Source organism: Streptomyces sp. CNP082 (genome assembly GCF_059570535.1).
In genome coordinates, this window is record NZ_JCANSZ010000008.1 from 174,397 (window position 1) to 189,408 (window position 15,012).

Consider the following 15,012-nt stretch of genomic DNA (forward strand, 5'->3'; position numbering starts at 1 on the left):
CGACCGGGATCGACGTACGGGGGCACCGTGGGGAACCGTCCGACGGACTGGCATGTGCTGGATCTGGATGACGATCCGACGCCGGGGGATCCGGAGCGGGTCAAGCAGTTGGCGCGTGAGTTGCACGACTTCGCGGATGATGTGGCGGATGCGCTGCGGCAGATCAAGGGCATGGCGGGTGAGGATGCGCTGCTGCGGTGGGCGGGGAAGACCGCGAAGGCGTTCCAGGATGAGTTCGAGGAAGTTCCCAGGAATCTGAAGAAGCTTCAGCGGTCGTATGACCTGGCGGGNGATGCGCTGGCGGCGTACTGGCCGAAGCTGGAGCGGGCGCAGTCCCTCGCCGACAAGGCGCTGGCCAGGGGNCGGGAGGCGCAGAGTGATCTGACCGCCGCNANCGGNCGNCTGGANTCGGCGGACTCCTGGGTGGACCGGGCNACNGCNAAGACTGAGGAGTATGACGAGAAGGAGGGCAAGGAGAAGCCCGACGAGTCGGAGGTGCGGGCCGCGGCCCGTAACGCGGCCGATGCCAAGTCTGCGCGGGCCTCTGCCCAGACGGCCGTCGACAATGCNGAGTCGGGTCTTGAAGCGGCNAAGAAGATGGCCGCNGANGCGAAGAAGATGCGTGAGGATGCCGCCGACGAAGCCAAGGACAAGCTGGAGGATGCGTCCGACGCGGGGATTCAGAACCGTAAGTGGTGGGAGAAGGCGGTCGACTGGGTCAAGGACAACTGGGACACCATCGTCAACGTCTGCAAGGTCATCGTCGCGGTCCTGGGCATCGTCGTCCTGATCATCGGCGGGCCCCTGGCATGGGTGGTCCTGGCCGCGGCGCTGGTCGTCCTTGCCGACACACTGATGAAGTACATGAACGGCGAAGCCTCCCTGTGGGACGTCGCCTTCGCCGCCCTGGACTGCATCCCCGGCATGAAGGGCCTCACCTCCCTCGCCAAGCTCGGCAAGGGCCTCAAGGGCGGTCTCGCCGCGGCCAAGACCGGCCTGAAGGGCATGACCGCGGCCGTCAAGGGCCTGGCGCAGGGCCTCCGGAAGGGTGCCCGGGGCATCAAAGGGCTGTTCACCTGTGGCGATCCGATCGACATCGCCTCCGGCGACATGGTCATGTCCGACACCGACGTGTCGCTGCCGGGGGTTCTCCCGCTGGTCCTGGAGCGGCATCACCGCACGAGCGTGCGTACCGGCCGGTGGTTCGGGCGCAGTTGGGCCTCGACGCTCGACCAGCACCTGCGCCTCGATGACACGGGAGTGCGGTACGTCACCGACGACGGGATGGTCCTGCAGTACCCGGTGCCCGAGCCGGACGTGGCCGTCCTTCCCGTGGAGGGTCCGCGCTGGCCCCTCACCTGGGACAGCTCGCCGGGCGGGCTGATCACGGTGACCCGCCCGGAGGCGGGGGTGAGTACGCACTTCCAGCCGCTGCCCGGCGGCGACCCCGGTGACCTGCCGCTTCGTGCGCTCACCGACCGGAACGGCAACCGCATCACCGTCGCCTACGACGACGCGGCCTCGCCCGTCGCGGTCGTGCACGAGGGCGGCTACGCGGTCGACGTCACCACGGCCGGCGGCCGGATCACGGCCCTGCGCCTGCGCGACGCCCCGGACGCTCCCGCACTCGTCCGGTTCGGCTACGACGGCAACGGCGACCTCACCGAAGTCGTGAACTCCTCCGGTCACCCGCTCACGTACGCCTACGACGACCGCCACCGGATCACGGGCTGGCGGGACCGGACCGGGTACTGGTACGCGTACGAGTACGACGAGCGCGGACGCTGCACGGCGACGCAGGGAACGGACGGGTTCCTCGACTACTCGTACGCGTACGACGACGACACCCGGCTGACCACCGTGACGAACTCGCTCGGCAAGGTGAGCCGCTACCAGTTCAACGACGCCTACCAACTGGTCGCCGAGACCGACCCGCTGGGGAACGTGACCCGGCGCGAGTGGGACCGCTTCGACCGCCTCGTCAGGCTGACGGACCCGCTCGGCCGCAGCACGTCGTACGCCCACGACGACGAGGGCAACGTCACCGAGGTCACGACCCCCGACGGCAGCGTCGCCCGGGCGGTGTACGCCGGTCCCGGGCTGCCCGAGCGGATCACCGAGGCCGACGGCGTCGAATGGCGTTACGCGTACGACGGCGCCGGGAACCTCGTCGCCGAGACCGACCCGCTCGATGCGGTCTCGACCTCCGAGTACCACCCCTCGGGTGCCCTGCGCCTGGTCACGGACGCCCTGGGACACCGCCGGCAGGTCGAGGTGAACGGCGTGGGACTGCCGGTCCGGATCACGGATCCCGACGGCAGCGTGACGGCTGTCGAGTACGACCCCTTCGGCCGGATCAGCGCGGTCACCGAACCGGGCGGCGCCCGTACGGAGATGGCGTGGACCCCGGAGGGCCTGCCCGCCCGGCGGCGGTGGGCCACGGGGGAGACGGAGGAGTGGGCGTACGACGCCGAGGGAAACCTGGTCGAGCACGTGGACGCCGACGGGGCCAGGACACGCACGGAGATCGGACCGTTCGGGGTCACGACCGCCGTGACCAACCACCTCGGCGAGCGGACCGTGATCGAGTACGACACGGAGACCGCGCTGCGGCGGGTCGTCAACCCGCTCGGGCAGTCGTGGGAGTACCGCTACGACGACGCGTCCCGGCTGGTCGGCGAGACGGACTACAACGGCCGCTCGCTCACCTACCGCTACAACGCCGCCGGAGACGTCGTCGCCCACGTCAACGGCGCCGGGCAGCAGACTGAATTCGTCAGGGACGCCAACGGCGCCACCGTCGAGAAGCGCGCCCACGACGGCGTGAGCCGCTTCGGCTACGACGCCGCGGGACGCCTGGTCCGCGCGTCGAACCGGCACGCCGAGATCAGCTTCGGGTACGACCCGTGCGGGCGCCTGCTGGCGGAGGAGTGCAACGGCCGGGTGGTGACCAGCACCTACGACGCGGCGGGCCGCCGCCTGCGCCGGGTGACCCCCTCGGGTGCCGTCTCCGACTGGTCGTGGGCGCCCGGGGGCCGGGCCGTCTCCCTCACCACCGCGGGGACGACCGTGGCGTTCCGCCACGACGCCCTCGGCAACGAGATCGAGCGCCGCGTCGGCCCCGAGGCCGTGCTGCGGCAGGTCTGGGACCAGGGCAGGCGGCTCGTGTCGCAGGCGGTGGGGCAGGACGGCGCCGCCCGGCAGCGGGACTTCCGCTACCGGGGAGCTGGCCGGATGGCCGGTGCCGGCGCGGCCGAGCTGACGCTGGACGGCCTCGGGCGGGTCACCGCGCTCACCTCGGCGGAGCACAGCGAGCGTTACGCGTACGACCCGCTGGGCAACCTCACCGCGGCCGAGGTCCGCGCCGGCGACCGCCTCCCCGAGTCCCCCGGGTCCGCCGAGTCCGCGGAGGACGCCTCTCTCACGTACTCCGGCACGCTGCTGCGCACCGCGGGACGCCGCAGGTACGAGCACGACGGCCAGGGCCGTCTGGTCCGCAAGAGCGTGCGCACGCTGTCGGGCAAGCTCAGGGAGTGGACGTACGAGTGGGACGCCGAGGACCGGCTTCTCGCTCTCGCCTGTCCCGACGGGGCCGTGTGGGAGTACGCGTACGATCCGCTCGGCCGCCGGATCGGCAAACGCCGCCGGGACGACGCGGCGACCACGCGGGAGACCCTCTTCACCTGGGACGGCTCACGACTGGCCGAGCAGACCTCGGGCGGCCGGGTCACGACCTGGGACTGGGAACCCGGAGCCGACCGGCCGCTGACACAGGTGGAAGGGCCCGCCGACCTCGGCCAGGCGGAGGTGGACCGGCGCTTCTACGCCATCGTCACCGACCTCGCCGGCACCCCCACCTCCCTGCTGGACCGCCAGGGCACGGTCGCGTGGGAACGTAAGGCCACGCTGTGGGGCGGGCCGCTGCCGGAACCCGCCGCCTCCGGCGCGACGGCGCCGGCCGTGCACTGCCCGCTCGACTTCCCCGGGCAGTACCGCGACACGGAGTCCGGGCTCCACTACAACAACCAGCGCTACTACGACCCCGAGACCGCGCGCTACCTCAGCCCCGACCCCCTCGGTCTCGACCCCGCCCCGAACCACCACGGCTACGTCGCCAACCCGCTCACCGAGATCGACCCGCTGGGCCTGACGCCCTGCAAGGTGGTCGTCCGCCACTTCACCAACAAGGAGAGCTACCAGAGGATCATGAGCGGCGGCGGGAAGGACGGCATTCTCTTCAAGGCCAGTTCCCCCGCGAAGGGGCACCCGAACGGTGTCTACGTGACCCCGATGAGCCCGGCGGAAATCCTCAAGAAGCCGGGCGGCTTCAAATCGTTCCTCGGCGTCACCAAGGAGAAGTCGGAATACATGATCGAGTTCGAGATGGACAAGGCCCTCTTCAAGGCGATCAGGGGGGACCGGGGCAAGCACGTATGGTACAGCCCGGGTGATCTCAAGGTCCCCAAGAGCGCGATCTCCTATCACGGACCCACCTCTGGCTGGACTCCCTAGGACGCCACCGCAACAGGAGCAACTGTGGAACTGACCGGATATCCCACCGACTTCATCGCGGACCTCGGATTTCCCGATGCCGCGCGGAGGTTCCTCGTGCGCCGGCTCCGCCACTGGCCGCGGCTTTTCCTGAACGGAGAACGCCTGGGCGACGACGCGCTGCGCGACTGGCGGCTGCCGGAGGAGGGGGACTCGTCCGACTCGGACATCCTCGGCTTCGCCCGCGACGCCGGGATGGAGCAGCACTGGGAGGACGAAGGGTACGCGCTGGACGGCACCCGCGAGGGACCGTTCGCCCTCTTCTACTCACGCTACCGCCGCCCGCTGACGGCCGGCGCGGTCACCGGTGTCTCCGGCGTACCGGAGGAGCTCGCGGAGTCGGTCGAGTCCGTCGGCCTCATGCTCACCGGCTTCTTCGTCGTCAGCCTCCTCACCCCGGACGACCCGGCCACCGACCCCTTCTCGGGCGCGGTTCTCCGCGACCTGCGTGAGAGCTTCGCGGCGTAACTCCCGCGGACGGACCCCTCCGGCTGGGAGGCCCGCGAGGCGCTGCCGGCGGGCTGAGCGCCGCCGGCAGCGCCCCGCGCGAGGGCCCCGCGGGGGTCAGAGGCGGTCGTGGAGGAGGCGGGACAGTTCTGTGCGGCGGGTCTTGAGGGTCGCGGTGCGCGGGAGTTCGGCGAGGGGGAGGTGGACGGGGGCGCCGAGGCGGGGGTAGTCGGAGGTGGCCGCCTGCCAGCGGGCGGGGGCCAGGGGCTTGTCGTCGCGGGTGCACAGGACGGGGACCGGTTCGGCGTCGGGGCCCTGGACGACGACGAGTTCGACGAGTTCGTCGAGGCGGTCCAGGACGGTGTCCTCGATCTCCAGGCTGGAGCCGACGCCGGGGATGGTGTCGATCTCGCGGTCGAGCATGTGGAGGCAGCCGGCGCGGGTGCGGTAGCCGACGTCGCCGGTGCGCCACCAGCCGTCGTGGACGTTCTCGTCGTAGCGGTCCTGTTCGCCGTGGTACGTCTTGGCGATGCCGTCCCAGCGGACCTCGATGGCCCCCGGGTTCGTGGCGGAGACGCGCTGGCCGTTCTGCGAGACCACGCGGACCCGGGCGCTGCCCGGCAGCGGGAAGCCGACGCAGCGGCCGTCCATGCGGCGGGTGTCGCGGCGGAAGTAGGGGCGGCCCACGGCGGGGCCGACCTCGGACTGGCCGTATATCTGGAAGAACTGCGGGGTGCGGCGGCGGGAGGCGTCCAGGAGGCGGCGTACGGTCCGGGGGTGGAGGGCGTCGAAGGTGGAGGAGAAGTACTTCACGGACGCGAAGGGCTCGCGCGGGTCGTTGGCCAGGCCCTCCCAGGCGAGGAACGAGTTGGGCAGGGCCTCGATGAGGCCGGGCCGGTTCCGCAGGAAGAACGTGGCGACCTCCTCCGGCTCGTGGTTGTTGAGCAGCAGCGTCGGCATGCCCTTCAGCAGCACCAGGCTCATCGCGGCGAAGAGCCGCGAGTGCACGAACGGCACGCTGACCGCGACCGTCTCGCGCCGGCGCATCAGCGCGAGCATGGCGAGCTGCGGACGCAGCCGCGTACGCATGGTGCGCGGGGTGTGGACGACCAGCTTCGGTACGCCCGTCGTGCCGGAGGTGTGCGTGATCAGCGCCGGCTCGTCCAGCCCCTGGCACACCGGCGGTACGGGCGGGGAGCCGGCGAGCCGGACCAGCGACGGCACGCCGCGGCCGGCGCCGGCCACGCTGATCACCGACGCGGTCAGCTCGCCGAGGGGCTGGCCGTCCAGTTCGGCCAGCTTCGGGCCGTCGGTGAGCAGGTGGGGGCGGTTCGGTCCGTGCAGGCGCGTCAGGAGGGCGGCGACCGTGGGCGCGGGCAGCGCGGGGGAGAGCATGACGGGGATCGCGCCGAGGCGGGCGGCGGCGGTGGCGAGCAGCCAGGCGTCGGCGTTCGCCCGCTTGTAGACGGCGACGTGCTCCCCGGCCCGTACGCCCGCCGCCGCCAGCCGGTTCGCCAGGTCCGCGGCGAACGCCGCCACCTCGGCCACCGTCAGCCGGCGGCCGGCCTCGGGCAGGGCGTCGAGGTCGTGGTCGAGCGTCAGCAGCGTGGTGCCGTGCTTCACCGCGGCCCGCTCCGGCACCGTACCGAGATAAAGGCCGCGCTTGTGGTTCGGATTCTGGCTCATGGTGCCCTCCACCCAGTCCGGCGTCACGTTCGGTCACCGAGGGGCGGCGGTGCCTCCGCGGTGGCGCGCCGACAGTGTGGAGCGGCGGACTGGGGCGCCGATGGAGCGCAACTTGACGCCTAGTTGAGGATTCGTCGGAGGAAGGGCGACATACAAGACACGTCTGACCTCTCGGGCGCATCGACGTGTGTGTGAGGCTGTGTTTGATGCTTGGTTCGAATTGTGGCGTCGGGCACATGCGGCTCGGATGGCGGCTTCCGGGCCCCCGCGGGCCCGGCACGCGGTGACGCCGCGTGACGGGCCCGCGGCCTCGTTCAGGTGGGCAGGACGCAGCCCGTGGACGCCGTCGCGAACGGCTCGCCCGACGCCGTGAGCGCCCCGCTCTCCGCGTCCACGGTGAACACGCCGATGGTGCGGCCCCGTTCGTTGGCCGAGTAGAGCAGCGCACCGTCCGGCGACAGCGTGATGTGCCGCGGCCAGTTGCCGCCGCACGGCACCGTGTCCACCAGGCTCAGCGCGGCGCCCCCGTCGGCCACCGCGAGGCGGGCGACGCTGTCGTGGCCCCGGTTGGAGAGGTAGACGAACCGGCCGTCCGCCGAGATCGTGATCTCCGCGGGGTAGTTGCCGCCCGGGTCCACGTCGCCGGGGAGGGCCGGCAGGCTCTCCAGCCGGGTCAGCGCGCCGGTCGCCGCCTCGTGGGCGTACGCGGTGACGGTGCTGTCCAGCTCGTTGGCCACGTAGGCGTGCGTGCCCTCGGGGTGGAAGACCAGGTGCCGCGGCCCGGCGCCGGGCACGGACTTCACCTCGGATACCGGCGCGAGCGTGCCGTCGGCGGGGTCGAGCGCGTACGTGTAGACGGAGTCGGTGCCCAGGTCCACGGCGTAGACGAAGCCGCCGGCGGGGTCGGTGAGTATCTGGTGCGCGTGCGGGCCCTCCTGGCGGTCCGGGTCGGGCCCGGAACCGGAGTGCTGGACGAAGCCGGTGCGCTCGCCGACGCTGCCGTCGTCCTCGATGACGTGCACGGCGACGCTGCCGCTGTTGTAGTTGGCGCTGAGCAGATGCCCGCCGTCGGGGTGGACCGACAGGTGCGTGACGCCGGCGCCGCCGGTGGACTGCACCCCGCCGAGCGCGCTGAGCGCGCCGTCCGCGCCGATGGCGTACGCCCGGACACCGCCCTCGGCGCCGCCGCCGACGGTGGAGTAGAGGACGTCGCCGGCGGGGGAGAGGGCGAGGAAGTCGGGGTTGGTGACGTCGCCGAAGCCGCCGTCGGCGGCGGCGAGGGCGCCGGTGGCGGTGTCGTAGGTGCAGGCGAGGATGCCCTGGCCGTAGGTGCCGAGGTAGAGCGGGCGCAGGGCGAGGGGGCGGGAGCGGGCGGCGTGGGCGGCGCCGGCGTGACCGGGGCCGGCGTGGGCGGCGCCGGCACCCGCGGCGCCGAGGGCGCCGGCGGTGACGCCGGCGGCGCCGAGGAGCAGGGTGCGGCGGGTGGGACGGGACGGCATGGGAGACCTCCAGTGGGGGATGGAGTGACATGGGGTGGCATGTCCCGGCCATGAGCATGCCGGGAGCCCCGGGACGGGTCAACGGCGCCCCGGGGCCCCGGCGAGGGGGCGACGGCGGGCCGCCGCCGGGTCGACGACGCGCCCGGGTACGCCCGTTCCGTACGCCCGTTCCATACGCCTGCTCCGTACCCCCGCCGGCTACCGCCCCCGCACCCTCACCATCCCTCCGCGCCCGCCGCCTCCGCCGCGATCGTCGTCGACTCGCCGTGCCCGGTCCGTACGACCGTCTCCCCCGGCAGCGTCAGCAGCCGCGCCCGGATCGACGCCTCGATCGTCGGGCGGTCGGAGTACGAGCGGCCGGTGGCGCCGGGACCGCCGTGGAAGAGGGTGTCGCCGGTGAAGACGGTGCCCAGCTCCGGGGCGTACAGGCAGACGGCGCCCGGCGCGTGCCCGGGGGTGTGCAGGACCGTCAGCTCCGTGCCCGCGACCGTCAGCGTCCGGCCGTCGGCGAGATCGGCGTCCGGGGCGCGGTCGGGGTGGGTCATGTCCCACAGCACCCGGTCGTCGGGGTGGAGCAGGACCGGCGCGCCGGTCTTCTCCGCGAGCGCGGGGGCGGCGTCGATGTGGTCGTCGTGGGCGTGGGTGCAGACGATGGCGGTCAGCCGCCGGTCGCCGACGGCGGCGGCGATGGCGTCGGCGTCGTGGGCGGCGTCGATGACCAGGGCTTCGGTGTCGTCGCCGACGATCCAGACGTTGTTGTCGACGTCCCAGGTGCCGCCGTCGAGTGAGAACGTACCGGACGTGACCAGGTGGTCGATGCGGGCGCGGCTCACAGGATGACCACCGAGCGCAGCACCTCGCCGGTCTGCATCCGGTCGAAGGCGGCCTCCACGTCGTCGAGCCCGATGGTCTCGGAGACGAAGGCGTCGAGGTCGAGGCGGCCCTGCCGGTAGAGGTCGATGAGCATGGGGAAGTCGCGGGACGGCAGGCAGTCGCCGTACCAGGAGGACTTCAGCGCGCCGCCGCGCCCGAAGACGTCGAGCAGCGGCAGCTCCAGCGTCATCTCGGGCGTGGGCACGCCGACGAGGACGACGGTCCCGGCGAGGTCGCGGGCGTAGAACGCCTGCTTGTACGTCTCCGGGCGGCCGACCGCCTCGATGACGACGTCGGCGCCGTTGCCGCCGGTCAGCTCCCGCACCGCCGCGACGGGGTCGGTGGCGCGGGCGTCGACGGAATGGGTGGCGCCCAGGCCCTTGGCGGTCGTCAGCTTCCGCTCGTCCACGTCGATCGCGATGATCCTCCCCGCACCCGCCAGCCGCGCCCCCATGACGGCGGCCCCGCCGACGCCGCCGCAGCCGATCACGGCGACGGAGTCGCCGCGGCCGACGTTGCCGGTGTTGAGCGCGGCACCGAGGCCAGCCATCACGCCGCAGCCCAGCAGCCCGGCCGCGGCGGGGGATGCCTCCGGGTCGACCTTCGTGCACTGGCCGGCGGCGACGAGGGTCTTCTCCGCGAACGCACCGATGCCCAGCGCGGGCGTCAGCTCGGTGCCGTCCTTGAGCGTCATCTTCTGCGCGGCGTTGTGGGTGTCGAAGCAGTACCAGGGCCGCCCGCGCTTACACGCCCGGCACCGGCCGCACACGGCACGCCAGTTGAGCACGACGAAGTCCCCGGGCGCCACGTCGGTGACGCCCTCACCGACGGACTCCACGATGCCGGCGGCCTCGTGGCCGAGGAGGAAGGGGAAGTCGTCGTTGATGCCGCCCTCGCGATAGTGCAGGTCGGTATGGCACACCCCGCACGCCTGCACCGCCACCACCGCCTCCCCCGGGCCGGGATCGGGCACGACGACGGTCTCGATCCGCACCGGCTTGTTCTTGGCGCGCGCGACGACGGCTCGTACGTCCTGGGGCATGAGGGCGCTCCGTTTCCTGTGCTTCCAACGCTGGCGGGGTCATACAGTACGTGCCCCGCACCGGTCGGGCGCCCTGCCCTGCCGCGGCGGCGGGTCAGGTGTTGTTCGCCCGGCCGACGTAGAGGTTCCGGGCGCGGTAGAAGGTGTCGCCCGAAGGGCCGGGGGAGCCCGAGGAGCCTTCCATCTGCAGATTGATGATGATCCACATGGGCTCGCCGACGAAGTTCGAGGCGCGGTGCTGACCGACCCAGGTGTCGTCGAGGTAGTAGTGGATGTCGACGTCGGTGGCGCTGACCTTCGCGATCCAGGCGCGGTAGCCGTGCCAGGCGCCGGGGTCGGAGACGCTGACGACGGTGCTGTCCCAGCCGCCGTCGTAGGTGTTGAACCAGTTGCGGGCGTCGCCCTTGTACTCCAGGATGTCGCTCTCCGGCGGCCAGCCCTCGGCCCCGGTCAGCCAGAACGCGGGCCAGGTGCCGCGCGCGGACGGCGCCTGGAACTCGCCCTTCACCTCCCACTCGGGATAGCGGTCGTTGACGACGACGTGCGCCTTGGCGTGGACGGCGCCGGAGTGGTAGCGGATGGGCAGGTGAGGGTCGGAGCTGCTGTTGCCCTCGTCCCAGGTGATGCGCGACGCCTTGAGTACGAGCACGCCGCCGGACTCCAGATAGACGTGGTTGTGGTCGTCGGCGCTGGCGTACATGCGCGCGGAGCCGTTGTGGTCGGAGCCCCACGGGTAGCGGTAGTTCCAGGCGGCCTCCAGGGCGCCGTAGTCGGCGAAGGTCCCGGAGCCGATGACGGTCTCCCACGCGAGCGGGGCGGCAGACGGTCGCGCCACGGCGGACCGGACGGAGGCGAGCCCGGCCCCGGAGGCGAACGCGGCGGCGGAGGAGGAGCGCAGGAACGTACGGCGGTCGAGCGGCATGGGGGGACCTCGCTTCGCGGGTGGCGGACGGCTGCCGTTCGCGGGCGGTGGCGAGGCCCCGGCGCAACCCGCCCGTCGCCTACCACGAAAGCACACCCGCCGCCCGCCGGGGAGACCACGGCAGCCAACGCCCGCCCCGGAACTACTCGGTACCACGGCCGGCCGTCACCGTCGCCCACACGTACTTGCCGACGCCGCGGCGCTTCTCCACGCCCCAACCGGACGACAACTCCGCCACCAGCGTCAGCCCGTAGCCGCCGGACTCGTCCGGCACCCGCGCCACCGGCGGCTCGTCGCAGGCGTCGTGGACGCCCCGCCTGCTCCGGCGCGGCGGGGTGCGCGCCGGAGGGCAAAAGTCGAACCCCGGGGGCGATTTGTCCCGGTCTTGCGGGTGGGCTGCCGCGAGTTTGTCACGGCGGCGTTCACCGAGCCCGCCCTGCCGGGCCCCGCCCCGCACCGGCCCCACCGCCCATACCGTCAGCGGCACGTCCCGCCGGGCCCCGCCCCGCACCGCGCCCCGCCCGTACCGTCTTGGCACGGCCCGTCGGACTGCCCCGCACCGCATCCCCCCGTGGCGGTGGAACCGTCCCCGTCGCCGGGTACGGCTGTCGGCGTCGGTCAGCGACCAGCGTTCGCCCTCCCGCACCGGCAGCCCGCACCACCCGGTCGCGCCGTCGTCGGGGTGTGCTCCCAGATCAGCGCGCGGCCGAGGGTGCCGGTGGGGGTGGTCGAGGCGGTGGCGGCGCCACTGGGCCGCCGGCCGGCGGCGCCCTCCGCCAGCGTGCCCGCCAGCAGGTGCCGCGCCCGGCGGAGCGGCTCCTCGCAGCCGCCGCGGTCGGCGAGGCCGGACTCCTTGGTGACAGCCGGGCCCGTGGTGCGCGACCGTGGAGCCATGACACAAAGCCCGGTTGAACTGGTCATCTTCGACTGCGACGGCGTGCTCGTGGACAGCGAGCGGATATGCGTGAAAGTCGAAGCGGCGATCATGGCCGACCTGGGGTGCACGTTCACCGAAGCCGAGATCGTCGACCTGTTCGTGGGCTCGTCCTTCGAGGTCTACACCGCGGTCATCGAGGAACGGCTCGGACGGCGCCTGGAGAAGGGCTGGGAGCGGCAGTACGACCATCTCTACCGCGAAGCCATGGAGGCCGAACTCACCGCGGTCGACGGCATCCCGGAAGTGCTGGGCCGGCTGACCATCGGCATCTGCGTCGCGTCGAACGGCAACCACGCCACCATCCGGCGGAACCTGGCGATGACGGATCTGCTGGCCCACTTCGAGGACCGCATCTTCAGCGCGGCCGACGTCCCGCTGGGCAAGCCCGCACCCGACCTCTTCCAGCACGCTGCCCGTTCCCTGGGGGTACGGCCCGAGCGGTGCGCGGTGATCGAGGACAGCGCGTACGGGGTGCAGGCGGCGCGGGCCGCGGGCATGCGGGCCTTCGGCTACTGCGGCGGGCTCACCCCGGCCGCGCGGCTGGAGGGGCCGGGCACGGTCGTGTTCGACGACATGCGCGACCTGCCCGGCCTGCTGGCGAACTGACGCCGGGAGCGCGTCAGGGAACACGGGTGCCGGCAGGGGCAGGGCGGTCTCGACTTCCCGGGAGTGCCGGGGCGTTGACCCCGGCGCGCAAGAGGCATACGTTGACAGTGGTCATTCAGTAAGCGCTTACTTCACGCTTGGGAGACCACCATGCCCACCTCCCGCACCCGCACCCCCCTGCGAGCCGTGCTCGTCGCAGCCGCCGCCGGCTGCCTGCTGGCCGCCACCCCGGCGCCCGCACCCGCGTCCGCGTCCCCGTCCGCGTACGAGCGCCTCGTCCTCTTCGACGGCAGCTCCACCGAAGGCTGGAGCCAGGCCGGGCCCGGCGGGTTCACCCTCGCCGACGGCGCGATCACCTCGTACGGCGGGCTCGGGCTCATCTGGTACTCCGGCCGGGAGTTCGGCACCAACTACCACCTCACCCTCGACTGGCGCATGGCCGGCGACGACAACTCCGGCGTGCACCTCGGCTTTCCCGCCGGCGACGACCCCGCCATCCGCAACGAGGGCTTCGAGGTCCAGATCGACGCCACCGACTCCCCCGACAAGACCACCGGCGCGGTGTACGGGTTCCAGTCGCCCGACATCGCCGCCCGCGACGCCGCTCTGAATCCTCCGGGTGAGTGGAACACCTACGACCTCCGCGTCACCGGGAAGCGCCTCACCGTGGAGCTGAACGGCGTGCAGATCAACGACTTCACCGACACCGTCCCCGAGCGCCGCCTCGCCCCCGGCCACATCGGGCTGCAGAACCACGGCGACGGCGACGAGGTCTCGTTCCGGAACATCGTGATCGAGGTCTATGGCAAGTGACGAGCAGGCGGGGTACGTCATCCCCCCGCACCGCCTCCACCGTTGGGAGTCCCATGAGCCGTCCGATCAAACCCCTGGCTTTCGTCGCCGCGCTCACCGTCCTGCCCGCCTTACTGGCGGCGACGCCCTCCGCCGTGGCCGCACCCGAGCCCACCGGCGCGGGCGCCGCGAACGCGGCCGGGTTCACCCGCACCACGCTGGTCGACACCGACCTCGCCGACCCGTTCGAGCTGGCCGTCACGCCGGACGGGCGGGTGCTCTGGGCGCAGCGCACCGGTGAGCTGAAGATCGTCGACCAGGAGACGCGGGAGGTCACCACCGCGTACGACTTCGACTATCCGCTGGAGTTCACCACCCAGTCCGACGGACTGCTCGGGCTCGCGCTCGACCCCGCGTTCGCGAAGAACCACCGGCTGTACGTGATGCACTCCGAGAAGGCCGAGAAGAAGGTCAGCGTCTCCCGGTTCACCCTCAAGGGCGACAAGCTCGACCCCGCCTCCCGGAAGACGCTGCTGTCCTTCCCCACCTGGCGCGACGAAGGCCGCGCCAACGTGCACATGGGCGGCTCGCTGGCCTTCGACAGCAAGGGCAACCTGTACGCCGCCACCGGCGACAACACCGACCCCTTCGAGTCCGACGGCTTCTCGCCGATCGACGAGCGCGACGGCCGGCACGCCTGGGACGCGCAGGCCACCGCCGCCAACACCAACGACCTGCGCGGCAAGGTGCTGCGCATCAAGCCCACCAAGGGCGGCTCCTACACGGTCCCCGACGGCAACCTCTTCGAGAAGGGTGAGGAGAAGACCCGGCCGGAGATCTACGCGATGGGCTTCCGCAACCCGTTCCGTATCTCCGTCGACCCCGAGACCGACGCGCTGATGGTCGGCGACTACGGCCCCGACTCCCGCGAGGCGGACCCGGACCGCGGCCCGGCGGGCATCGTCGAGTACAACCTGATCTCGAAGGCCGGCAACATGGGGTGGCCGTACTGCGTCGGCAACAACATCCCGTTCAACGACTACGACTTCGCCGCCGGCACCTCCGGCGGGAAGTTCGACTGCGCCGCGCCCGTGAACAACTCGCCGAACAACACGGGCAAGACCCAGCTGCCCCCGGCCACACCCGCGCAGGTCTGGTACTCCTACGCCGCCTCCGCCGAGTTCCCGGAGCTCGGCTCCGGCGGCGGCGGCCCGATGGGCGGCCCGGCGTACAACTTCGACCCGGACCTCGACAGCGCGACGAAGTTCCCCGAGTCGTACGACGGCAAGTGGTTCAACTACGAGCTGACGCGCAAGTGGTTCAAGACGTTCTCGTACGAGAACGGTGAACTGCAGTCGATCGACCCGGTCTTCGAGGGCATGAGCTGGATCCAGATCTTCGACGCCGCCTTCGGCCCCGACGGCTCGCTCTACGTCATCGACTTCGGCGCGGGCAGCGGCATCGGCCGCGGCAGCACCAACACCGACGCGGGGATCTTCCGCATCGACTACGTCGCGGACGGCGCGGCCGGGTAGGCGCAGCCGGAAACCGCGGCAATCGGCGCCGTCGGGCGGTTCTTCCGCCCGGCGGCGCGCGGACTTGCGGCGGGGCAGCCGCCACGCGGCCACCCACACCGGCGGTGGCGCCCGGGGTGCGC

Annotated in this window: 10 protein-coding genes and 2 pseudogenes; 5 read left to right on the forward strand and 7 right to left on the reverse strand. The window is 72.2% G+C overall.

Annotated features, from left to right (window positions below; genetic code table 11):
• Window positions 1-54: 54 nt before the first annotated feature.
• Both B124_RS10240 and B124_RS10245 read left to right on the forward strand, forming a co-directional pair.
• Window positions 55-4,512: a DUF6531 domain-containing protein gene (locus B124_RS10240; protein WP_496502409.1), complete on the forward strand. Its 4,458-nt coding sequence runs from the start codon at window positions 55-57 to the stop codon at window positions 4,510-4,512.
• Window positions 4,513-4,536: 24 nt separating this feature from the next.
• A complete protein-coding gene (locus tag B124_RS10245) occupies window positions 4,537-5,019 on the forward strand; it encodes a hypothetical protein (RefSeq protein ID WP_496502410.1) in 483 nt (160 codons plus the stop codon).
• 96 nt (window positions 5,020-5,115) lie between these two features.
• On the opposite strand, the gene B124_RS10250 is transcribed toward B124_RS10245, so the two are convergent.
• The 7 genes from B124_RS10250 to B124_RS10280 all read right to left on the reverse strand — a co-directional run bounded on the left by B124_RS10250 (window position 5,116) and on the right by B124_RS10280 (window position 11,914).
• Entirely contained in the window at window positions 5,116-6,684 is a 1,569-nt protein-coding gene (locus tag B124_RS10250; protein ID WP_496502411.1) for a class I adenylate-forming enzyme family protein, read from the reverse strand.
• A 314-nt stretch (window positions 6,685-6,998) separates the two neighbouring features.
• Window positions 6,999-8,183 carry a lactonase family protein gene (locus tag B124_RS10255; RefSeq protein WP_496502412.1) on the reverse strand — a complete coding sequence of 395 codons (1,185 nt, stop codon included), beginning with the start codon at window positions 8,181-8,183 and terminating at the stop codon, window positions 6,999-7,001.
• A gap of 215 nt (window positions 8,184-8,398) precedes the next feature.
• Window positions 8,399-9,016, reverse strand: coding sequence for an MBL fold metallo-hydrolase (locus tag B124_RS10260; protein ID WP_496502413.1), 618 nt, complete (start codon window positions 9,014-9,016; stop codon window positions 8,399-8,401).
• Window positions 9,013-10,098, reverse strand: coding sequence for an S-(hydroxymethyl)mycothiol dehydrogenase (locus B124_RS10265; RefSeq protein WP_496502414.1), 1,086 nt, complete (start codon window positions 10,096-10,098; stop codon window positions 9,013-9,015). Before B124_RS10265 ends, B124_RS10260 begins: the two co-directional genes overlap by 4 nt.
• 94 nt (window positions 10,099-10,192) lie before the next feature.
• Window positions 10,193-11,020, reverse strand: a complete 828-nt coding sequence (locus B124_RS10270) for a glycoside hydrolase (RefSeq protein WP_496502415.1) — start codon at window positions 11,018-11,020, stop codon at window positions 10,193-10,195.
• A 142-nt stretch (window positions 11,021-11,162) separates the two neighbouring features.
• A complete protein-coding gene (locus B124_RS10275; protein ID WP_496502416.1) occupies window positions 11,163-11,303 on the reverse strand; it encodes an ATP-binding protein in 141 nt (46 codons plus the stop codon).
• Between the two features lie 335 nt (window positions 11,304-11,638).
• The gene (locus B124_RS10280; protein WP_496502417.1) at window positions 11,639-11,914 is read right to left on the reverse strand and encodes a hypothetical protein; all 276 of its coding nucleotides are present in this window, start codon (window positions 11,912-11,914) and stop codon (window positions 11,639-11,641) included.
• Between B124_RS10280 and B124_RS10285 the strand changes: the two genes are divergently transcribed.
• From B124_RS10285 to B124_RS10295, 3 genes and pseudogenes are all read left to right on the forward strand, one after another.
• Window positions 11,913-12,563, forward strand: a complete 651-nt coding sequence (locus B124_RS10285) for an HAD family hydrolase (protein ID WP_496502418.1) — start codon at window positions 11,913-11,915, stop codon at window positions 12,561-12,563. The genes B124_RS10280 and B124_RS10285 overlap by 2 nt on opposite strands.
• 279 nt (window positions 12,564-12,842) lie before the next feature.
• A pseudogene (locus tag B124_RS10290) lies at window positions 12,843-13,376 on the forward strand (3-keto-disaccharide hydrolase); the annotation flags it as partial.
• Between the two features lie 164 nt (window positions 13,377-13,540).
• A pseudogene (locus B124_RS10295) lies at window positions 13,541-14,878 on the forward strand (PQQ-dependent sugar dehydrogenase); the annotation flags it as partial.
• Between the last annotated feature and the right edge of the window lie 134 nt (window positions 14,879-15,012).